Here is a 20,709-nt window from a genome sequence, read left to right as displayed (position 1 = left end):
AACGGGGTGGGTTGGGGTGGGGGCGGGGTGGGGTGGGGGCGGGGGTAGGGCGGGGTGGGTGGGGGTAGCGTGCGGGCGTGGTGTACGCCGCGATCCCGTACACGCCCACGATTCAGCAGGTCGTGGGCGCTGCTTTCGGCGTACCAGTGGAAGAACCGCAACGCCTGCACGGTGGTGAGGAGTCCGCGGCCTATCGGATCGCGGGCCTGGTGGTGCGGCTCGGGCCGCCGTGGCGCACGGACGCCGAGATGACCTGGTTCGCGCGGCTCGCGGCACACGCGAGCGCCGCGGTGCCCGAGGTGATCGCGCCGCTCCCGTCCCGATCGGGCGATTATGTGGTACGCGCAGCGCAGCGACCGGTCACCGTGTGGCCGTTCGCCGCCGGGACCTGGCCGGACAAGCACGACCCCGGGGTCCGGCAGCAGGCGGCCGCGCTGCTCGCGCGGGTGCACGCGGCGTTGGCCGACGCGCCGGGGCCGGCCGGGCCGGTGACGCAGATGCCGCGCGGGCCGGGTGACGACCTGGCGGATCCGCGGCTGGACGCGTGGCTGGCGGAGCGGGCGCAGGGCAGGACGCAGCCGCTGCACGGTGATTACTACCGGGGCAACACGCTGGCTGTCGGCGGCCGGATCACGGCCCTGCTGGACTGGGACGACGCGGTCGTCGGGCCGGTCGAGCGGGAGGCGGCCGAGGGAGCGTGGGAGTGGGGCGGATGCCTGGACACCGGCGTCGTTGACGGCGCCCAGGAGTTCCTGGCGGCGTATGCCGAGGCCGGTGGGCCCGTCGTCGACGACCTGACCTTCCGGCAGTATGCCCGCGCCCGAATGCGGGGCGAGATCCTGCTCGCCCGTACGCGCTGGCACGAGCTGGACGCCGAAGACCACGCCTACCACGAACGGCAGCTCGCGGCCTATCACGCCCTGCTGACCTAGCCTACCCCCGCCCCGTGACCGATTGCGGCGAGCCGCGACGGTGGCGTACCGTCGATTCATGGGACTGGAGTCCCACGAAGGAGGGCAGGCAGTCATGGACGACCCGACCGTCACCGATCCCGGCCTCTACCGGGTGGTCTTCGAGAACGACCGCGTACGCGTCCTGGAGTATCGGGACGAACCCGGCGCGCAGACCCATCCGCACGACCATCCCGACAGCGTGATGATCACGTTGACCTCGTTCCGGCGCCGGGTGTCGCTCGGCGATCAGGAACGGGATCTGGAGATGCCGGCCGCGCAGGCGCGCTGGGTCGGCGCGCAACGGCACTCCGGCCGGAACACCGGCGACAGCCCGACCCACGCGTTCTTCGTGGAACTCAAGGAACCGGCCCAGAACCCCTCCGGCGCACCGGTTCTGGGACCGTCCTAAGCGTACGCAGCCAGCCAGTCGAGCGCGCCGCCGGCGTGGCGCAGCACCGAGACGTGCCCGTCGTCGGGCCACAGCTGGAACCGGGCGCCGGGGATGCGCCCGGCCAGCCAGGCGCTGTGCGTACTGGGGACCATCCGGTCCCGCTCGCCGTGGTGCAGCAGCACAGGGACGGTGATCGTGGCCGGGTCGAACCCCCAGGGTCCGGCGTTGGCCAGGTCGTCGTCGATCTGCGCGGCCGGACCGGCGGCGATCGCCGGCCCGACGACGCTGCCGAACCAGCCCCACTCCCCCTCCAGCGCCGCCCAGTCGACGTCGGCGAAGCCGATGTCGCCGTCCTTCTCGGCGGTCGCCTCGTGACGTTCCCGCTCGGTACGCCCAGCGGCCGACGCGCGCAGGGTGGCTTCCGACGCCGGAGCCATGCCGCCGAACCAGTCGAGGCCGTCGGCGTCGATCGGGGCCAGCCCGGAGACGCTGACCGCCGCGAACACCCGATCGGGCAGCAGGGCGGCGCAGGCCAGCGCGTGCGGGCCGCCGCCGGAGTGGCCGAAGACGGCGTACCGGCCGAGCCCGAGGTGGCCGGCGACGGCGGCGGTGTAGTGGGCGGCCGAGGCGAAGTCCCGCCCCGGTGCCGGAGTGGAGCCGCCGTAGCCGGGCCGGTCGTAGGACACCCAGCGCAGCCCGAGGCGGTCGGCCGCGGCGAAGAGCGGTTCCGGCGGTGCGCCGAGGTTGGGGGTGCCGTGGTGCCAGACGATCGGCACCCCGTCCCCACCCGTGTCGTACGCGTGCAGCCGCCCGCCGTCCACCGGCACGTCGAATTCGATCACGCCGACCATTACACACGAACGCCCCGGCTGTTGGGCCGGGGCGTCGTGCGTACGCGCAGGGTCAGGACTTCGCGCGGACCGCGTGGAGGAAGTCCTTGTTGAGCTGCGAGATGGCCGCGAGCGGGATGCCCTTGGGGCAGACCGCGGTGCACTCGCCGCTGTTGGTGCAGCCGCCGAAGCCCTCCTCGTCGTGCGCGTGCACCATGTTCAGCACCCGCGAGTCACGTTCGGGCTGGCCCTGCGGCATCAGCCCCAGGTGGGTGATCTTCGCGGCGGTGAACAGCATGCCCGAGCCGTTCGGGCAGGCCGCCACGCAGGCGCCGCAGCCGATGCAGGTGGCCGCCTCGAACGCCGCGTCGGCGTCCGGCTTGGGCACCGGCACCGAGTGAGCCTCGGGCGCGGACCCGGTCGGCGCGGTGATGTAGCCGCCGGCCTGGATGATCCGGTCGAACGCCGTCCGGTCCACGACCAGGTCCTTGATGACCGGGAAGGCCCGCGCCCGCCACGGTTCGACGTCGATGGAGTCGCCGTCGGAGAACGTGCGCATGTGCAGCTGGCAGGTGGTGGTGGCCTTCTGCGGCCCGTGCGGGGTGCCGTTGATGACCAGCGAGCACGCGCCGCAGATGCCCTCGCGGCAGTCGTGGTCGAAGGCGATCGGCTCCTCGCCGGCCAGGATCAGCTTCTCGTTGAGGACGTCGAGCAGCTCCAGGAACGACATGTCCGGCGACACGTCGTCCACCTCGTAGGTGACCATCCGGCCGGCGTCGTCCGGCCCGGTCTGGCGCCAGACGCGCAGCTTCAGGCGCATGGTGTCGCTCACTTGTAGCTCCGGGTGCTCGGGTGGACGTATTCGAAGTCCAGGTCTTCCTTGTGCAGGACGGGCTGGGCGTCCTCGCCGCCCCACTCCCACGCCGCGACGTAGGAGAAGTGCTCGTCGTCGCGCTTGGCCTCGCCGTCGGCGTCCTGGCTCTCGGCCCGGAAGTGGCCGCCGCAGGACTCCGTGCGGTGCAGCGCGTCGATGCACATCAGCTCGGCCAGCTCGAAGAAGTCGGCGACCCGGCCGGCCTTCTCCAGGGACTGGTTGAGGCCCTCGCCGTCGCCCGGCACGCGTACGCGCTGCCAGAACTCGGCCTTGAGGTCCCGGATCAGCGAGATGGCCTTGCGCAGCCCTTCGTCGGTGCGCTCCATCCCGCAGTACTCCCACATGATCCGGCCGAGTTCGCGGTGGAACGAGTCGACCGTGCGGTCGCCGTTGATCGCGAGCAGCCGGGTGATGCGGTCCTCGACCTGCTGACGGGCCGCCGCGACCTGGTCGTGGTCGGCGGTCAGCTTCTCGAACGGGCCGGCCGCCAGGTAGTCGCCGATCGTGTTGGGCAGCACGAAGTAGCCGTCGGCCAGGCCCTGCATGAGGGCCGACGCGCCGAGCCGGTTGGCGCCGTGGTCGGAGAAGTTCGCCTCGCCGATCACGAACAGGCCCGGGATGGTCGACTGCAGGTCGTAGTCGACCCACAGCCCGCCCATCGTGTAGTGCACCGCCGGGTAGATCCGCATCGGGACCTCGTACGGGTCCTCGCCGGTGATCCGCTGGTACATCTCGAACAGGTTGCCGTACTTGGCTTCCACCGCCGCGCGGCCCAGCCGCTGGATCGCGTCGGCGAAGTCGAGGTAGACGCCCAGGCCGCCGGGGCCGACGCCGCGGCCCTCGTCGCAGACGTTCTTCGCGGCCCGCGACGCGATGTCCCGCGGCACCAGGTTGCCGAACGCCGGGTAGATGCGCTCGAGGTAGTAGTCGCGCTCGTCCTCCGGGATCGCACCCGGCGCGCGCTGGTCGCCCTTGGCCTTGGGCACCCAGACCCGGCCGTCGTTGCGCAGCGACTCCGACATCAGGGTCAGCTTCGACTGGTGGTCGCCGGAGACCGGGATGCAGGTCGGGTGGATCTGCGTGTAGCAGGGGTTCGCGAACAGCGCGCCCTTGCGGTGCGCCCGCCAGGAGGCGGTCACGTTGCAGCCCTTGGCGTTGGTCGACAGGTAGAAGACGTTGCCGTAGCCACCGGAGGCCAGCACGACCGCGTCGGCGAACTCGGTGGTGATCTCGCCGCTCACCAGGTCGCGTACGACGATGCCGCGGGCGCGGCCGTCGACGATGATCAGCTCCAGCATCTCGTGCCGCGCGTTCATCTCCACGTTGCCCGCGCCGATCTGCCGCTCCAACGCCTGGTACGCGCCCAGCAGCAGCTGCTGGCCCGTTTGACCCCGGGCGTAGAAGGTACGCGACACCTGCGCCCCGCCGAACGAGCGCGTGTCCAGCAGCCCGCCGTACTCCCGCGCGAACGGCACGCCCTGGGCGACGCACTGGTCGATGATCTCGACGGAGATCTCGGCCAGCCGGCGGACGTTCGACTCCCGGGACCGGAAGTCGCCGCCCTTGACGGTGTCGTAGAACAGCCGGTGGATCGAGTCGCCGTCGCCGCGGTAGTTCTTCGCCGCGTTGATGCCGCCCTGGGCCGCGATCGAGTGCGCCCGGCGCGGGGAGTCCTGGTAGCAGTAGCTCTTGACGTGGTAGCCCAGCTCGGCGAGGGTCGCCGCGGCCGAGCCGCCGGCCAGGCCGGTGCCCACCACGATGACGGTCAGCTTCCGCTTGTTCGCCGGGTTGACCAGCTTGGCCCCGAACCGGCGGCGTTCCCAGCGGGTCTCGATGGGGCCGTCCGGCGCCTTGGTGTCGGCGATGTTGTCGCCGTCCTCGTAGAACTCGGTCATTGCTCAGCCCACCAATCCGACGGTCACAGCGAGCGGGACGATCAGGAAGCCGGCGCTCAGGCCGACCGACACGACCAGCGCGCCCGCCTTGAGCACGCGCTGGCGCTTGGCGTTGCTGACCCCGAGGGTCTGCAACGCCGACCACAGGCCGTGGCGCAGGTGGAAACCGATCATCACCATGGCCACGACGTAGAAGAGGGTGACCCACCAGCGCCCGGGCGCGAAGTCCTGCACGACCGCGTCGTACGCCTTGGTCCGGTCGCCGACGGGGTTCACGGTGCGGGTGGTCAGGTCGAGGATGTGCCAGACGATGAAGGCCAGGACGATGACGCCGCCCCAGCGCATCGTGCGGGCGGCGTAGCTGCCCTGCACCGGCGGGCGGTGGGCGTACTTGACCGGGCGGGCCTTCTTGGCGCGGATGGTCAGCACCGTCGCCGACCAGATGTGCGCCACGACCGCCAGGAGCAGCACCGCGCGCTGGATCCAGAGGTAGCCCTCGAACGGCACGACCGGCGTGGCGATGGTACGCAGCCAGTGCGCGTAGTGGTCGAAGGCCTCGGCGCCGACGAAGATCTTCAGGTTGCCGATCATGTGCACGACCAGGAAGCCCACCAGGAGCGCGCCGGTCGACGCCATGATCGCCTTGAGCGCGACCGAGCTGCGCCTGCGGACCGGCCGGACCGGAGTGCGCTGGGCGCTCGGAGCCCCGGCTTTCACGCTGCGGGGAGGAGAAGCTACTGCCACGACGACGACGCTAGGAACGTGCTGAACCTCGCGTCCAATGCATGCGTGCCCGTTTTCCGATAGCCGTAGACTATCGTCGTGCAGCTCCAACAGCTCCGCTACTTCGTCGCGGTCGCCGAAACCCGGCATTTCACCCAGGCGGCCGACCAGGTCGGTGTGACTCAACCCTCACTGAGTAAGCAGATTCACGCCCTGGAAACCGACCTCGGCGCGGAGCTGTTCACGCGTACGCGCGGAGCCATCGCGCTGACCCCCGCCGGCGAGGCGTTGCTGCCCCTGGCCCGCCGGATCATCGCCGACGCCGACACCGCCCGCGTCGAGGTCCAGGAGCTGGTCGGCCTGCGCCGGGGACGGCTGCGCCTCGGTGCCACGCCGAGCCTGTGCGTCAGCCTCGTCGCCCCCATTCTGCGCCGCTACGCCGACGCCTATCCCCGCGTACGCCTGCAGGTGGAGGAGAGCGGCTCCCAGGATCTCGTCCGGCACCTCGTGCACGGCGGCCTCGACATGGCGATCATCGTGTTGCCCGACGCCGGCACCGATCCGTCGCTGCGGACCGAGCCGATCCTGCGCGAGAGCCTGGTCGTGGTCTCCTCACTGACCATGCCGCCGCCGACGGAGAAGCCGCCGCTGCGCATCACCGACCTGCGCGACCAGCCGCTGGTCATGTTCCGCACCGGCTACGACCTGCGCGACGCGACCGTCGCGGCGTGCGAGCGGGCCGGGTTCACCCCGTCGTTCGCCGTCGAGGGCGGCGAGCTGGACGCCGTGCTCGGCTTCGTCGAGGCCGGTCTCGGCGTCGCCCTGGTCCCCTCGATGGCGGTCGCCGGCCGCGACCGGCTGCGCATCACACCCCTGGCCAAGCCGGGCGTGCAGCGGACCGTCGCACTGGCGCACCGCCGCGACGTCACCCCGACCCACGCCGCCCGGGCACTGCGCGACACCCTGCTGGCGTACCTCACCGAGGCGTCGGCGTGGAGCACCCTGCCGCCCGGCGTCGACCCGCTCTGACCCGGCTCGCCGACCGCCATGATCCGTCTCGCAGGCCCGGCGGAGCGGCCCTTGCGCCCGGTGAGCACACTGTCCGCATGCGCGCGACGTTGCTGTTAGTCATGTTCGCTCCGTTCGTGATGGGCGGCCTCATCATCGTCATCGCCTTCACCCAGATGCACCGCCGGCGCAACGCCGTCTACACCGGACCCCCGCCCAGCCCGGAGGAGGTCGCATACCTGGCGGGCGGGCGACCGCGGGCAGTCCAGTCGGCGCTGGCCTCCCTCTGGATCGCCGGCTCGGTCCACCGGCGCCCGATGCACCAGATCCCCGGAGCCACGCCGCTGCAACGGGCGGTCGCGGCCGAACTGGCGCAGGGGCGTACCGGGCGGGCCATCGTCGCCAGCCCGGCCGTGGCGGCCGCGCTCGGCGAGATCCGGCACTCGCTCCAGCTCAAGGGCGTGCTGAGCGCCTCCGACCGGCGTACGCCCACCGGCAACGCACTACTGCGCCAGCAGCGCAAGGAGTACGCGTACCTGGCACCCGCCCAGCGGCCGGCCTGGATGACCTACGGCCCGGCCGCGGCCGGCCTCGGCGTCGGGCTGTTCGGGACGGCCGCGTTCACCGCCATCAGCCCGGACCTGCTCGGCTACTTCCCGCTGCGGACCGCCGCCGCCACCACTAACGCCGGGGCGAGCACCTACAGCTGCGGCAGCTCGTCGGCGTCCTGCGGCAGCCCGCCCGACACCGGCGGCTCCACCGACGGCGGCTCCAACTGCGGATCGTCCGGCTGCGGCGGCGGATCCAGTTGTGGCGGTAGCGGCTCCAGCTGCGGCGGCAGCAGCTCCAGCTGTGGCGGCGGGTCCAGCTGCGGCGGGGGCTCCAGTTGCGGCGGCGGCTCGTGACCTCGCCCCTGGCCGGAGTGGGCATCGGCTGGCGGCCGGAGATCTCCGGCTACGTCACCGGCCTGCCCGCTCTGGCGTTCGCCGAGGTCATCGCGGAGTCGGTGCCGCATCACGGGCCGGTGCCCGACGGGCTCGCCCGGCTCCGGGAACGCGGCGTGCCCGTCGTCCCGCACGGCGTCAAGCTGTCCCTCGGCGGAGCCGAACCCGTCGACCCCCACCGCGTCGACCACTTCGCCGCCGTCGCCCGGCTCACCCAGGCCCCGCTGGTCAGCGAGCACATCGCGTACGTGCGGGGCGGCGGGCACGAAGCCGGTCACCTGCTGCCCGTCCCGCGTACGCGCGAAGCCGTCGACGCGATCGCCGCCAACGCCGCCGTCGTTCAGTCCACACTGGATGTCCCGCTGGCGCTGGAGCCGATCGCCACCCTCGTCGACTGGCCCGACGACGAGCTGACCGAGGCCCAGTTCCTCGCCGAGATCCTGGACCGGACCGGTGCGCTGCTGCTGCTCGACGTCGCCAACGTGTACGCCAACGCCGTGAACCGAGGCGAGGACGCGTACGCGCTGCTCGACGCGCTGCCGTGGGAGCGGGTCGCGTACTGCCACGTCGCCGGGGGCGCCGAGATCGACGGGCTGTACCAGGACACGCACACTGATCGCGTACCCGTAGAAGTGCTGGAGCTGGTGGCGCACCTGGCCGGTCGGTTGCCCGCGGTGATGCTGGAGCGCGACGGCAGCTATCCCCCGGCGGCCGAGCTGTCGGCGGAGCTGGACGCCATCGCCGACGCCGCGAGCCTGGGCCGGGTGACGGCGTGAGCCTGGCCGACCGGCAGGCCGCACTGGTCGCCGCGCTCGTCGCCGGAGGTCCGCCGCCGCCCGGATTCGACACGAGCCGCGTCGACGCCGTACGCGAACAGCTGCTGCGCAAGCGCGCCGGGGAGGTCGCCCGGACGTGGCCCGCGCTGGCCGCCTCCCTCGGCCCGACCTGGTACGCCACCTTCCGATCCTGGGCCGACGGGCGACCGCCGCAGGGATCGCTGCGCGACGGCTGGGACCTCGCCCGCAGCCTGTCCACACTGGATCCCTCAGCACAGGCTGAGCTGCGCTCTCGCGACGCCTACTGGTCCTACGACGGGCGTACGCCGCCTCGTCGCCGGCCCCGCCTTGCCCGCCTCCTCCACACCGCCCTCCACACCGCTCTCCACCGTTGATCATGGAGTTAACTGTGGTCTCGACGGTGTGGCGAGGGGGCAAACTCCATGATCAACGCAGCGGTGGGGGTGGGCCGGGGCGTGTCAGGCGGGTGGGGTGGGCTGACGAGGGCACTAAGGTGAGGCCGTGACCGAGCCCGAGACCGAAACCCGGCCCTGCCTGCACTGCGGCAAGTCGGTACCGCAGCGCGCCGGCGCCGGACGGCCGTTTCGCTACTGCCGCGACAACGACGGCGAATGCCAGCGCGCCGCCCGCAACACCCGCATGCGCCACCGCACGTCACCCGGGCTGGCCGGGCAGGTCGCCAAGGCGTACGAGGTCGTGGACCGGCTCGACCAGGTCGTGGAGACCCTGACCGAGGCACTGCACGCCGAGCTGTCGCCCGCAGGCGTCGAGCGGCAGCTCGCGGAGGTGCGGGCCCAGGCCGCCGCCGACGTCGCGGCCGCCCGCAGCGAGGTCACCGCGTCCGACGCCCAGTCCGCGCAGCTCCAGTCCGCGATGCGCCGCCTGGAGGAGGAGACCGCGGCCACCCTCCAACGGGTACGCGAAGAAGCAGCGGCCACTTTGGAGGCTGCCAACGCCGCCGTCGCGGCGGCCGAGGCGACCGCGGCCGCGGTACGCGACGAGGCGGCGACCGCCGTCCAGCAGGCGCACGCCGACGCGCACGCGCAGAAGGAGCAGGCCGCGGCCGACGTCGCCGCCGCGTACGCCGAGAAGGAACGCGCCGACGCCCGAGCCGCCGACGCCGCCACACAGGCCGACGCCGCCCGCACCGAGCGCGACCGGATCGCCAAGGAGGCCGACAACGCCGTGGCCGCCGCTGGGGCACTGCGCGACGAGGCGTACCAGCAACGGGACCAGGCCCGCACCGCCGCGACCGAAACTCAGAGCGCGCTGGCGGCGGCCGAGGGCGAGCAGCGCCGCCTGACCGCCGAGCTGGACCGGGCCACGGCCCGGCTGTCGGCCCTCGACACCCAGGTGGCCAAGCTGACCGGCGATCTCACCGCGATCACCGCCGACCGCGACGCCGGCGTACGCGACCTCGACGCCGCCCGCCGGCTGGCCGACGAGGCCGACCGGGATCTCGCGATGGCCCGCCGCGACGCCGAAGTGGCGCAGCGGGACGCCGCGGTCGCCCGGCGCGACGCCGAAGCCGCCCAGGCCCAGGCCGCGCAGCTCGCCGAGCAGGTCAGCCAGCTCATCGCGGCGGTCGCACGCCTCGGCGCACCCGCCGCCTCCTCCGCTACCTCCGCAGCCGTTTCATGATCAGCGGAAGTTTCCTGGTGCCATAGGCGGATTCAGTAGGTCGTCGCAACACCCCTGCTGAGGAACTCGTCGAGTTTCTCGGCAGGGGTTCTCCAGCCGAGTGTTTCACGGGGGCGGCCGTTGAGTTCGGCGGCGGTGATGTCGAGGTCGGCTTGGGTGATGGTGCGAAAGTCGAAGGCGCCTTTGGGGTAGTACTGGCGTAGCAGGCCGTTTGTGTTTTCGTTGCTGCCACGTTGCCAAGGGCTGTGCGGGTCGCAGAAGTAGACCGGGCAGTGCGTGGCGATGCTGAATCGGGCGTGTAGGGCCATCTCGGTTCCTTGGTCCCAGGTCAGCGATCGGCGCAGGATGCGCGGCAGAGTGCTCATCGCTGCCGACAGCTGGCCGATGACGTGCTCGCTGACCCGACTGTCGGGCAGGGCGACCAGCAGCACGAACCGGGTGGCCCGTTCGACGAGAGTGGCGATGGCCGACGTGCCGTTGCGGCCGATGACCAGGTCGCCTTCCCAATGGCCGGGCACGGCACGGTCGTCGGCTTCGGCGGGCCGCTGGCTGATGTTGAGCCCGACCCAGTCGCGGTTGGAACGCACCGCGCCACCGGCTGCCGGGCGGGCACGCCGGGATGCTCGCCCGGACCGCAACGCCACCTGCCGGGTCAGCTCGGCGCGCAGATTCCCCCGGGCTTGCAGATAGATCGCCTGGTAGATCGTTTCGTGCGACACCCACATCTCCCGGTCGGTAGGAAAGTCCTCCCGCAACCGTAGAGCGACCTGCCGCGGCGAGTGCCGCAACCGCAACCGGGCCAGGACCTGCTCACGCAACCGGCTCGGCCTGGTCAGCCGGCCCGCCCGCGAACGCGGACGGGCCGACAACGCCACCGCATGCGCCCGCGACGCCCGATACGCCAACCCTGGCTGCGCCGCCGACGCCAACGCATGCAGCGAGTTGTTCGCCACCTCACGCGACACCGTCGACGGCGCCCGACCCAACCGCTTCGCGATCGACCGCATCGACTCCTGCCGAGCCAACCCGACCGCGATCTCCTCCCGCTCCGCCAACGACAACCGATCAGCCATCCCCAACACCCATCACAAGATCATCAACCATGGATGTTGCAACGACCTATTGACCCCGCCATAACCCCGCGAACGCTCCGCTGATCATGGGAACCTCCCGCGAGGCGTGAGCGTCCTAAGCGCCATGAGACTGAAGCTGCTGGGCGCGGCCGCGTCCGCCCTCATCGCGTTGACGGCGTGCACCGATGAACCGTCGGCCCCCACGCCGCCCCCGGCGGCGGCACCGGCGTTGCAGCTCGTCTCCTACGACTCCTGCGATCGGCTGCTCGCCGACGTACGCGCCGCCGCCAAGGCCAGCGTCCAAGCCTGGGGCTTCGGCAACCAGGTGATGTGGCGGGACTTCGCCAGCGGCGCCGAACGGGCGACCGGCGGGAAGGCCGCGGTCCCCGAAGCGGCCGGGCCGGCGTACTCGGGAACGAACACGCATGAGGCCGGCGTGGACGAGCCCGACCTGGTCAAGACCGACGGCAACCGGATCGTCACGCTCAGCCAGGGCATGCTGCGCATCGTCGACGCCGCCCAGCACAAGCTGACCGGTTCCGTGCAGCTGCCCCAGTCGGGCGACGAACTGCTGCTGTCCGGCGACCACGTCCTGGTCATGGGCGGCCGGTACTACAGCCCGGTGGCCCGGGGCGGGCCGATGGCCACCGGCCAGAGCACCACGATCACGATGGTCGACCTGGCGACCGCGAAGGTGATCTCGACGTACACCATCGACGGCACGTTCGCCGACGCGCGCCAGACCGGCTCCGTCGCCCGCATCGTCGTCCGCTCGACGCCGAAGATCGTCTTCAAGCCGGACGCGCGTGGCGACCAGAAGACGCTCATCGCCAACAACCGCAAGATCATCGACAAGACGCCGATCGAGGCGTGGCTGCCCAGGTACAGCAGCGACGGCAAGCCCGGCACCGTGGACTGCGGCGACGTGCGCCACCCCGCGACGTTCAGCGGATCCGAGCTGGTCACCGTGCTCAGCTTCGACCTGGCCGCCGACCAGCTCGCCGACGGCGTACCGGCTGCGCTGTTCGCGGACGGTGAGACCGTCTACGGCTCCGGCACCCACCTCTATCTGGCCAACGACGAGCGCTGGCGCGGCGTCGGCACCAAGGGCAAGACCGAGCTGTACATGTTCGACATCACCGGCCGCCAGCCCCAATACATCGCCGCCGGCACCGTCCCCGGCTGGTTGCTCAACCAGTACTCGATGTCCGAGTACTCGGCCGCGGCGAACGACACGGTGCTGCGGGTCGCGACCACCACCGGGCACCCGTGGGGCCAGAACACGAAAAGCACGTCCAGCGTGTACGCGTTGCGCACCGACGGGGGCACGCTACGGGTCGTCGGCAGCGTCGGCGGACTGGGCAAGGGCGAGCAGATCTACGCCGTACGCTTCGTCGGCCCGACCGCGTACGTGGTGACCTTCCGGCGCACCGATCCGCTGTACGTCGTCGACCTGCGCGACCCGGCCAAACCCGTCGTCGCCGGTCAGCTGAAGATCCCCGGCTACAGCGCGTACCTGCATCCGCTCAGCGGCACCCGGCTGCTGGGCGTCGGACAGGCCGCCGACGACAACGGCCGCACGCAGGGCACCCAGATCTCCCTGTTCGCCGTCGGCGACCCGGCGAACCCCCAGCGCCTGGCCAACCACGAGGTCGGCGACCACGGCTACAGCGAGGCCGAGTTCGATCCGCACGCGTTCCTCTACTGGCCCGAGACCAACCTGCTGGTGGTGCCGGTGCAGAAGTGGGACAGCGACAAGGGCGAAGCGGGCGCGCTGCTGATCAAGGTCGGCGACACCGGGCTGACCGAGGTGGGCTGGATCACCCACCCGATCCGCGCGACCAGCTCGTACTATCCGGCGGCGATCCGGCGCAGCCTGGTCATCGGCGACGAGCTGTGGACCGTCTCCGACTCCGGGCTCATGGCCAGCACCCTGGCCGGTGCCAAGCGTGTCGCCTGGCTGGCGTACTGAACCTGACGATCCAGTAACCTTCAGGCGGTGACCGCCGCCTCGCGTACCCTCATCGATCTGCTCCCGCCACCCGCCGAGGGTGGCGGGCCCAGCGAGCCCGAGGAAGTCCTGCTCGCCTTCGAGGGCTGGGCCGCGAGCCGGGGGCTGAGCCTGTACCCGGCGCAGTCGGAGGCGCTGCTGGAGATCGTCACCGGCTCGCACGTGATCTTGGGTACGCCGACCGGATCGGGCAAGAGCCTGGTCGCGGCGGGCGCGCATTTCTCCGCGCTCGCGTCGGGCGAGCGGACCTTCTACACCGCGCCGATCAAGGCGCTGGTCAGCGAGAAGTTCTTCGCGCTGTGCGAGCAGTTCGGGGCCAAGAACGTCGGCATGCTCACCGGCGACGCCGCCGTCAACGAGTCGGCCCAGATCATCTGCTGCACCGCCGAGATCCTGGCCAACCTGGCCCTGCGCGAGGGCGCGAAGGCCGACGCGGGCCAGGTCGTCATGGACGAGTTCCACTTCTACGCCGAACCCGACCGGGGCTGGGCCTGGCAGGTGCCGCTGCTGGAGCTGCCGAACACCCAGTTCGTCCTGATGTCGGCCACGCTCGGTGACGTCACCCGGTTCCAGGAGGACCTGACGCGGCGTACCGGGCGGGAGACCGCCGTGATCACCTCGGCGACCCGGCCGGTGCCGCTGGTCCACGCGTTCTCGCTGACGCCGCTGCAGGAAACCGTCGAAGATCTGCTCCAGACCCACCAGGCGCCGGTCTACATCGTGCACTTCACCCAGGCCGCCGCGATGGAACAGGCCCAGGCGCTCATGAGCGTCAACATGTGTACGCGCGCCGAGAAGGACGCGATCGCCGAGATGATCGGCAACTTCCGGTTCGCCGCGGGCTTCGGCAAGCAGCTGTCCCGGCTCGTGAAGCACGGCATCGGCGTGCACCACGCCGGCATGTTGCCCAAGTACCGCCGGCTGGTCGAGCTGCTGGCCCAGGCCGGCCTGCTGAAGGTCATCTGCGGCACCGACACCCTCGGTGTGGGAATCAACGTGCCGATCCGGACGGTGCTGTTCACTGCCCTGTCGAAGTACGACGGCACGCGGATGCGGCACCTGAAGGCCCGAGAGTTCCACCAGATCGCCGGGCGGGCCGGGCGCGCCGGGTTCGACACCCTCGGCCGAGTCATCGTGCAGGCCCCGGAGCATGTGATCGCCAACGAGAAGGCGATCGCGAAGTTCGCCGGCGACCAGCGCAAACTCAAGAGCTACGTGAAGAAGAAGCCGCCCGAGGGCATGGTCTCCTGGGGCCAGCCGACCTTCGACAAGCTGGTGGCCGCCGACCCCGAGCCGCTGATCTCCAGCTTCACGGTGACCCACTCGATGATCCTCAACGTCATCGAACGTGGCGGCGACGTCTTCGCCGACCTGCGCAAGCTGCTGACCGACAACCACGAGCCGCGATCGTCCCAGCTCAAGCTCGTCCGCCGGGCATTCGCGATCTATCGCGCGCTGCTGGCCGCCGGAGTCGTCGAGCGCGTCTCCGGGCCGGGTGAGCCGCTCCGCCTGCGGGTGGTCGAGGATCTCCAGCTCAACTTCGCCCTCAACCAGCCGCTGTCGCCGTTCGCACTGGCCGCCCTGGAACTGCTCGACCGCGACTCCGCCACGTACGCCCTCGACGCGTTGTCCATCATGGAATCGACGCTGGAGAACCCGCGCCAGGTGCTGTCAGCCCAGCAGTTCAAGGCGCGCGGCGAAGCCGTCGCCCAGATGAAGGCCGACGGGCTCGAATACGACGAGCGCATGGCGCTGCTGGACGAGGTCACCTATCCCAAGCCGCTCGCCGAACTGCTGGAGGCGGCGTACGAGATGTATCGGCGCGGCCACCCATGGGTGAGCGAACACGAGGTCGCCCCCAAATCCGTCGTACGCGACATGTTCGAGCGCGCCATGACGTTCACCGAATACGTCGCCTTCTACGGGCTGGCCCGCTCCGAGGGCATCGTCCTGCGGTATCTCGCCGACGCGTTCCGGGCGCTGCGGCAGACGATCCCGCCGGACGCGCGTACGGAGGACCTCGAAGACCTCATCGAATGGCTCGGCGAGCTGGTCCGGCAGGTCGACTCCAGCCTGCTCGACGAGTGGGAGCAGCTGCGGAACCCGGTTGTCGAGGGCGCGCCCGTGGTGCTGGAGGAGAAGACGCGCGGCGTCACCGCCAACGTCCGGGCTTTCCGCGTACTGGTGCGCAACGCGTTGTTCCGCCGCGTCGAGCTGGCCGCCTTCGAGCGCTACGACACACTCGCCGAACTCGACCCCGACTTCGACTGGCGTACCCCCCTGGACGCGTACTTCGAGGAGAACGACGAGATCGGCGTGGACGGCGACGCGCGCAGCGCCGCGCTGCTGCTCATCACCGAGGAGAAGGACCGCTGGCAGTGCCGCCAGATCCTCGACGACCCCGACGGCCACCACGACTGGGCGATCACCGCCGAGGTCGACCTGGCCGCGTCGGACGAGGCCGGCACCGCCGTCGTCAAGGTCCTCGACGTCTCCCGCCTCGACTGAGCTCCCCAGCCGCGACTACTGGAACGCCGCGTACGTATCCCAGCCGGGGATAGGTGCGCGGCGTTCCGGCAGTCGTCAGACAAGCCTGGTTCAGGGGCAGGCCGGGACCTCGGTCAGGCGGCTCACCTTGTCCACTGGGATCCACACCTTCGTGTCCACGACGTCGCCCGGGCCGACGACGTATCGAGTGGCCACCACGAGGTAGCCGTCGTGCGCGAAGCTGACCGGTCCGCAAGTCGTTCCGGCGTCGTACTCCACCTTCATGAGCGGGCGGGCCGTCTCGGCGACCGGCGACAGCCAGACGACCAGCAGCGCCATCGCGATCATGGACAGCCCTGCGATCGTCCAACGCTTCGCCGCGTCGATGTCCCGCCTGAGCCGATCGCCCTCCCCCGACGCCGCGGCGTACGCGAGGAAGACCGCGCGGATCAGCGACGCGAACGCGACGACCAGCAGGAACGCGATCCACCATTGCAGCCACCAGGCGAGGTGGACGACGTCGTCGCGACCCCGGACGATGAACGCCGCGCCGAGCACGGCGGTGAGGACGATCAGGCCGTTACGCCACGCGTCCGCCTGAGGGCGGCCCGCCGCCACCCGACTGAACTCACGATCATCAACCTCCACGCCGCACACGATAAAGCGACACCGGGGCTTGTGCTGCCCCGGTGTCGCCTAACTGATTCGCGTCAGCCGTTGATGGAGACGACGTCCACCACGAAGACCAGCGTCTCGTTCGGGCCGATCACGCCGCCCGCGCCCTGCGCGCCGTAGCCCAGGTTCGGCGGGATGACGATCAGGCGACGGCCGCCGACCTTGGCGCCGACCAGGCCCTGGTTCCAGCCGTCGATGACGCGGGCCTGGCCCAGCGGGGCGACGGTGAACGGCTGCGCGCCCCGGTCCCACGAGGAGTCGAACTGCTTCTGCGTCGACCAGGAGACCCCGACGTACTGCACCGCCACCGAGTCGCCGGCCTTGGCCGCGTTGCCCGAGCCCTCGACGATGTCGGTCACCTGGAGGCCGGCGGGCTTCTCGACGTCGCCGGTGAAGGTGATCGCGGGCTTGCTCTTGGTATCGGTGCTGACGTTCACGCCACTGCTGCCTTTCGTCTCGGAGCCGCTGTTGTCACCGCCACAACCGGCCGCCCCTGCGGCCAGCAGCCCGCCCAGGGCCAAAACGGTCACGACTCGCTGAATGATTCGCACCCGCGCAGGCTACCCGAGAGATCGCGGTTCGCCAGTGCAACCGCGCGGACCGCCTGGCCCTACCCCTTAAACGGCAGGTGTATGCGTGACGGTCAGGAAGGTGGCCGCGTCGTAGGGGGTCCGGCCGCGGAGCAGGCCGACGGCGTACGCGATGATCACGAGCCAGGCCGCGCCGACGAAGATCGTGCCGAGGGTGTCGTCGCCCGCCTTGAGGAAGTAGAAGACGCCGGTGTGGGCGAGTTCCCACGGCAGCGCCACCTTGAGCAGGTTCCGGGCCAGCGCCCGGCCGAAGCCGGGCACGTCGGCAGGGACGTCACCCGCAGCGTCGGACACCCGAAGGCGCAGGACGCGTTTGCCGGGCGAAGCGCCCCGGGCCTCCCAGAAGGCCAGCCAGAGGGTCACCGGGACGATCAGGATCACGAACGACACGGCGTTCCAGGCCGCGGTGGAGATGTCCAGGGAGGTGCCGTACGACCTGCCGAGCGGGATCAGCGCCACGGCGTACAAGCTGATGATGCACCAGTCGACGAGCCAGGCGGCGAGACGGCGGAGCGGGGAAGCCTTCACGCGGCGGATCGTAGCCGCCGCGCGCGAGTCAGTGGATCCCGCGCATGAGCGAGCGGATGTGCTTGGTGAACATGAACGCGGCGAGGCCGATGAGCACGGACACGATGCCGAGGATCAGGAAGTAGCTCGGCCCGCCGTCGGACAGTTTGGCGACCTGGCCGCCGACGGCGTCGCCGACCGCAGTGGACAGGAACCAGACGCCGAGCATCTGGCTGGCGTACCAGGCGGGGGCGAGTTTGGTCGTCATGGACAGGCCGACCGGCGACAGCGACAGCTCACCGGCGACCTGCAGCGCGTAGACGGCGACCAGCCACAGCGGGGAGACCTTGTGGGTGAGGGCCTGCTGGGCGGCGGCGGCCATGAGCATGAAGGACAGACCATTGAGGATGAGCGCGACCGCGAACTTCCACGGGGTGGAGACGCGGGTGCCGAGCTTGACCCACAGCGCGCCGGCCAGCGGCGCACCGATGATGATCAAGATCGGGTTGACCGATTGAAGCCAGGCGGCCGGGAAGGTGAAGTTGCCGATGGTGCGGTTGGTGTTGTCGTCGGCGAACGTGTTGAGCACCGAGCCGGCCTGGTCGTAGATCATCCAGAAGCACGCGGCGAACACGAACAGCCACACGTACGCGTGCATCCGGCTGCGTTCCACGTCGGTGAGCCGCTTGTCGAGGAAGATCCGGCTGAAGTAGACGACGGCGACCGCCACCGTGAACCAGGCCAGCAGGTCGACGACGCTGCGTACGCTCAGCAACCCGACCAGCGCCAGGAGGCCGATCACCACGGCGGCGATCACCATGCTGAGGCCGACCCAGCGCAGTGTCCGCGTACGCTCCGGGCCGACCAGCGGGTGGGTCGGCGCGACGCCGTTGTCGCGGAGCCGGCGGCCGCCGACGATGTACTGGATGACGGCGAAGGTCATGCCGACCGCGGCGACGCTGAAGCCCAGGTGGTAGTTGAAGTGGTCGGCGAGCCAGCCGGTGATCAGCGGGGCGATGAACGCGCCGAGATTGATGCCCATGTAGAAGATCGAGAATCCGGCGTCGCGGCGGGGCGAGTCCTTCTCGTAGAGGTTGCCGACCATCTGGGAGATGTTCGGCTTGAGCAGCCCCGTGCCGAGCACGATCATGATCAGGCCGGGAAAGATGCTCCAGTCGGTCGGGATGGCCATCGTGTAGTGACCCAGCGCGATGACGATGCCGCCGTAGAGCACCGAACGCCGGGCGCCCAGCAGCCGGTCGGCGACCCAGCCGCCCGGCAACGCCGCCAGGTACACCATGCCGACGTAGACGCCGTAGAGGGCGTTGGCGTCGGCGTCGGGCATCCCGAGGCCGCCGTCGGCGACGCTGGCGGTCAGGAAGAGGACCAGGATGGCCCGCATGCCGTAGTAGCTGAACCGTTCCCACATCTCGGTGAGGAACAGCGTCGACAGGGCCCGGGGATGTCCGAAGAACGATCGGTCCAGGTCTTCCGCCGGGACCGGCTCAGTGATCGACATCCCAGACCTCCGAATTCACGATCAAATAGCCCTAAAATGGACCATAACGGATCTCCAGGGCCGGGTCAGGGCAGTCACCTAATTCCCGGGGCAGGTACCCTTGTGGGAATCTCTGACGCACTCGCGGTCGTTGCACCGTGTGATCAGGGACTGAGCAGGACCTTGCACTAACTTTCTCGAGGGGTGAGCCGAATATGGGCGAGCGCATGCTGCGCGGGAGCCGACTGGGCGCCGTCAGCTACGAGTCGGACCGCAACACCGAACTGGCTCCGCGTCAGACCCGTGAGTACTTGTGTGCCAACGGCCACCAGTTCGAGGTGCCGTTCGCCGTCGACGCCGAGGTGCCCATCACCTGGGAGTGCAAGTTCGACGGCACGGTGGCCCGCCTGGTCGACGGCTCCGAGCCGGAGCAGAAGAAGGTCAAGCCGCCGCGTACACACTGGGACATGCTGCTGGAACGCCGGTCGCTGGAGGAGCTCGAGGAGATCCTCAACGAGCGGCTCGACGAGGTCAGGACCCGCCGGGGTCGTTGACCTTCAGCAACGCGTCGGGGCCTGCCAGGTTCGCCTGGCAGGCCCTTTCTGTGTCCCGGCTTTTTGTGTCCCGGTTTCGCGGTGGTGCGGCCCGTTGCTCCCGCCGGGCACCGGTCGGGCCGCTGGGCGGCCCTCCCTGCCGGCTCCGCGTCGGTTCAGCCAGCCACGACTCGCGCCAGCTCGGCCGACAGCCGGTCCAGGTGCTGGTCGACCTGCTCGCGGTCGTAGCCGCGCAGCACGACAAGCCCGTTGGCGCGGAACTCGGCGATCGACTGCGCCGCCTTCGACGCGGCGGCGCGGTCTTGATATCCGAGCGCGTTCTCGGCCGCCCGGATCTCCTTCTCGACCTGTTCGCGGTCGTAGCCGCGCAACACGATCGTGAAGGGCGTCTCCGCCGGGGTGGTCTCGACGGCGAGCGTCGGCTCGCTGCGCCTCGGCAGTGTCATGACCACGATGAAGACTGCGGCTATCGCGGCGGCGATCAGGAACGGCAGCACTGGGACCCCTCTCCCCAACGAGTGGGGTCAGGGTAGCCGGGTCAGTCGACGATCTCGCCTTCGATGACCTCGTCGGTCTCCTTGGGCTGGGCGGCCTTCGGCGTACGCTGCACGCGCACCTGACGCGGCCCGAACAGGTCGCCCGCGACATTGGACGGGACGCGCTTCTCGGTGATGCGCTGGCCCCGCCGGGCGGCGAGCTTGCGGATCGGCGGGATCAACAGCAACGCCCCGATCACTCCGGTGAAGAAGCCCGGCACGAACAGCAGCAGCGCGCCGATCGCCCCGGCGATGCCGTCGGCGGCCTGGGGACCGACCGGGCTGTTGCTGCGGGCGGCGTCGCGCACTCGACGCCAGCCGCGCCGACCCTCCCGGCCGAGCGCGAACACGCCGGCCGCGCTCATCAGCAGCAGGACGAACAGCGCCCACCCGAAGCCGATGAGCTGGGCCACGCCCACGAAAACGGCGATCTCGACGATCGCCAGGACCAGCACCGCCAGCGGGACGAAACGCCACCGAGACCGCACTGCCACCTCCAGACCCACGCCGGCGTCTGCCGGCGCTTCCAGCCTACCCGCGCGAGCGGCGACGCAGCACGACAGCACCGGCCAGGACAGCGATCGCCGCCACACTCAGCACCAGCTCCGGCCAGTACGCCAGCCGCGTGGCCAAGTCGTACGCGAGATCGGCCTCGGACCACCGCAGCGGCCCGTCCGGGACGGTGACCCCGGGATCGTCGGCGCTGCCGTGCCCGGGGTCGA

At 70.7% G+C, this 20,709-nt stretch carries 22 protein-coding genes; 10 read left to right on the top strand and 12 right to left on the bottom strand.

Features of this window, described 5'->3' with window-relative positions; genetic code table 11:
- Nucleotides 1-77 precede the first annotated feature (77 nt).
- Together AB0M47_RS35115 and AB0M47_RS35110 are read left to right on the top strand one after the other, a co-directional pair.
- Complete coding sequence (locus tag AB0M47_RS35115) at nucleotides 78-932, top strand: phosphotransferase (protein ID WP_363421814.1); 855 nt, start codon at nucleotides 78-80, stop codon at nucleotides 930-932.
- A 58-nt stretch (nucleotides 933-990) separates the two neighbouring features.
- Nucleotides 991-1,362, top strand: a complete 372-nt coding sequence (locus AB0M47_RS35110) for a cytoplasmic protein (RefSeq protein ID WP_363421812.1) — start codon at nucleotides 991-993, stop codon at nucleotides 1,360-1,362.
- Here the strand turns inward: AB0M47_RS35110 and AB0M47_RS35105 are convergent.
- From AB0M47_RS35105 to AB0M47_RS35090, 4 genes are all read right to left on the bottom strand, one after another.
- Nucleotides 1,359-2,186 carry an alpha/beta hydrolase gene (locus tag AB0M47_RS35105; protein ID WP_363421810.1) on the bottom strand — a complete coding sequence of 276 codons (828 nt, stop codon included), beginning with the start codon at nucleotides 2,184-2,186 and terminating at the stop codon, nucleotides 1,359-1,361. The two genes, AB0M47_RS35110 and AB0M47_RS35105, sit on opposite strands and share 4 nt — an antisense overlap.
- A gap of 61 nt (nucleotides 2,187-2,247) precedes the next feature.
- Entirely contained in the window at nucleotides 2,248-2,994 is a 747-nt protein-coding gene (locus AB0M47_RS35100; protein WP_363421825.1) for a succinate dehydrogenase/fumarate reductase iron-sulfur subunit, read from the bottom strand.
- An 8-nt stretch (nucleotides 2,995-3,002) separates the two neighbouring features.
- Nucleotides 3,003-4,943 (bottom strand): fumarate reductase/succinate dehydrogenase flavoprotein subunit, encoded by a 1,941-nt coding sequence (locus AB0M47_RS35095; protein ID WP_363421808.1) that lies wholly within the window; start codon nucleotides 4,941-4,943, stop codon nucleotides 3,003-3,005.
- Nucleotides 4,944-4,946: 3 nt separating this feature from the next.
- A complete protein-coding gene (locus AB0M47_RS35090) occupies nucleotides 4,947-5,660 on the bottom strand; it encodes a succinate dehydrogenase cytochrome b subunit (RefSeq protein WP_363421822.1) in 714 nt (237 codons plus the stop codon).
- A 99-nt stretch (nucleotides 5,661-5,759) separates the two neighbouring features.
- Between AB0M47_RS35090 and AB0M47_RS35085 the strand changes: the two genes are divergently transcribed.
- From AB0M47_RS35085 to AB0M47_RS35065, 5 genes are all read left to right on the top strand, one after another.
- Nucleotides 5,760-6,695, top strand: coding sequence for a LysR family transcriptional regulator (locus tag AB0M47_RS35085; protein ID WP_363421820.1), 936 nt, complete (start codon nucleotides 5,760-5,762; stop codon nucleotides 6,693-6,695).
- Between the two features lie 77 nt (nucleotides 6,696-6,772).
- Nucleotides 6,773-7,579, top strand: a complete 807-nt coding sequence (locus tag AB0M47_RS35080; protein WP_363421806.1) for a TIGR04222 domain-containing membrane protein — start codon at nucleotides 6,773-6,775, stop codon at nucleotides 7,577-7,579.
- Nucleotides 7,576-8,394, top strand: coding sequence for a DUF692 domain-containing protein (locus AB0M47_RS35075; RefSeq protein WP_363421804.1), 819 nt, complete (start codon nucleotides 7,576-7,578; stop codon nucleotides 8,392-8,394). Before AB0M47_RS35080 ends, AB0M47_RS35075 begins: the two co-directional genes overlap by 4 nt.
- Nucleotides 8,391-8,789 carry a hypothetical protein gene (locus AB0M47_RS35070; protein ID WP_363421802.1) on the top strand — a complete coding sequence of 133 codons (399 nt, stop codon included), beginning with the start codon at nucleotides 8,391-8,393 and terminating at the stop codon, nucleotides 8,787-8,789. Before AB0M47_RS35075 ends, AB0M47_RS35070 begins: the two co-directional genes overlap by 4 nt.
- A gap of 127 nt (nucleotides 8,790-8,916) precedes the next feature.
- Entirely contained in the window at nucleotides 8,917-10,056 is a 1,140-nt protein-coding gene (locus AB0M47_RS35065) for a hypothetical protein (protein ID WP_363421800.1), read from the top strand.
- A gap of 32 nt (nucleotides 10,057-10,088) precedes the next feature.
- On the opposite strand, the gene AB0M47_RS35060 is transcribed toward AB0M47_RS35065, so the two are convergent.
- The gene (locus tag AB0M47_RS35060; protein WP_363421798.1) at nucleotides 10,089-11,129 is read right to left on the bottom strand and encodes an IS30 family transposase; all 1,041 of its coding nucleotides are present in this window, start codon (nucleotides 11,127-11,129) and stop codon (nucleotides 10,089-10,091) included.
- Nucleotides 11,130-11,253: 124 nt separating this feature from the next.
- Here AB0M47_RS35060 and AB0M47_RS35055 point away from each other — a divergent pair, with 124 nt between their 5' ends.
- Together AB0M47_RS35055 and AB0M47_RS35050 are read left to right on the top strand one after the other, a co-directional pair.
- Nucleotides 11,254-13,101 (top strand): beta-propeller domain-containing protein, encoded by a 1,848-nt coding sequence (locus AB0M47_RS35055; protein ID WP_363421796.1) that lies wholly within the window; start codon nucleotides 11,254-11,256, stop codon nucleotides 13,099-13,101.
- 57 nt (nucleotides 13,102-13,158) lie between these two features.
- Nucleotides 13,159-15,648, top strand: coding sequence for a DUF3516 domain-containing protein (locus AB0M47_RS35050; RefSeq protein ID WP_363421818.1), 2,490 nt, complete (start codon nucleotides 13,159-13,161; stop codon nucleotides 15,646-15,648).
- Between the two features lie 90 nt (nucleotides 15,649-15,738).
- Here AB0M47_RS35050 and AB0M47_RS35045 read toward each other — a convergent pair whose 3' ends face one another.
- The 4 genes from AB0M47_RS35045 to AB0M47_RS35030 all read right to left on the bottom strand — a co-directional run bounded on the left by AB0M47_RS35045 (nucleotide 15,739) and on the right by AB0M47_RS35030 (nucleotide 18,918).
- Nucleotides 15,739-16,275 carry a hypothetical protein gene (locus AB0M47_RS35045; RefSeq protein WP_363421794.1) on the bottom strand — a complete coding sequence of 179 codons (537 nt, stop codon included), beginning with the start codon at nucleotides 16,273-16,275 and terminating at the stop codon, nucleotides 15,739-15,741.
- 62 nt (nucleotides 16,276-16,337) lie between these two features.
- Nucleotides 16,338-16,703 (bottom strand): FKBP-type peptidyl-prolyl cis-trans isomerase, encoded by a 366-nt coding sequence (locus tag AB0M47_RS35040; RefSeq protein ID WP_363421816.1) that lies wholly within the window; start codon nucleotides 16,701-16,703, stop codon nucleotides 16,338-16,340.
- Between the two features lie 216 nt (nucleotides 16,704-16,919).
- Nucleotides 16,920-17,420 carry an RDD family protein gene (locus AB0M47_RS35035; RefSeq protein ID WP_363421792.1) on the bottom strand — a complete coding sequence of 167 codons (501 nt, stop codon included), beginning with the start codon at nucleotides 17,418-17,420 and terminating at the stop codon, nucleotides 16,920-16,922.
- Between the two features lie 28 nt (nucleotides 17,421-17,448).
- Complete coding sequence (locus tag AB0M47_RS35030; RefSeq protein WP_363421790.1) at nucleotides 17,449-18,918, bottom strand: peptide MFS transporter; 1,470 nt, start codon at nucleotides 18,916-18,918, stop codon at nucleotides 17,449-17,451.
- 194 nt (nucleotides 18,919-19,112) lie between these two features.
- Between AB0M47_RS35030 and AB0M47_RS35025 the strand changes: the two genes are divergently transcribed.
- Nucleotides 19,113-19,451, top strand: coding sequence for an RNA polymerase-binding protein RbpA (locus AB0M47_RS35025; RefSeq protein WP_253751942.1), 339 nt, complete (start codon nucleotides 19,113-19,115; stop codon nucleotides 19,449-19,451).
- A gap of 155 nt (nucleotides 19,452-19,606) precedes the next feature.
- On the opposite strand, the gene AB0M47_RS35020 is transcribed toward AB0M47_RS35025, so the two are convergent.
- The 3 genes from AB0M47_RS35020 to AB0M47_RS35010 form a co-directional block, all read right to left on the bottom strand.
- A complete protein-coding gene (locus tag AB0M47_RS35020; protein ID WP_363421788.1) occupies nucleotides 19,607-19,948 on the bottom strand; it encodes a DivIVA domain-containing protein in 342 nt (113 codons plus the stop codon).
- Between the two features lie 41 nt (nucleotides 19,949-19,989).
- Complete coding sequence (locus AB0M47_RS35015) at nucleotides 19,990-20,475, bottom strand: FxsA family protein (protein WP_253763556.1); 486 nt, start codon at nucleotides 20,473-20,475, stop codon at nucleotides 19,990-19,992.
- Nucleotides 20,476-20,518: 43 nt separating this feature from the next.
- The coding region (locus tag AB0M47_RS35010) for a hypothetical protein (protein WP_363421827.1) at nucleotides 20,519-20,709 on the bottom strand (191 nt) is incomplete at its 5' end.

It is taken from the genome of Hamadaea sp. NPDC051192 (assembly GCF_040682475.1).
GTDB classification, from domain to species: domain Bacteria; phylum Actinomycetota; class Actinomycetes; order Mycobacteriales; family Micromonosporaceae; genus Hamadaea; species Hamadaea flava.
This window is presented reverse-complemented; position numbering and strand designations above follow the sequence as displayed.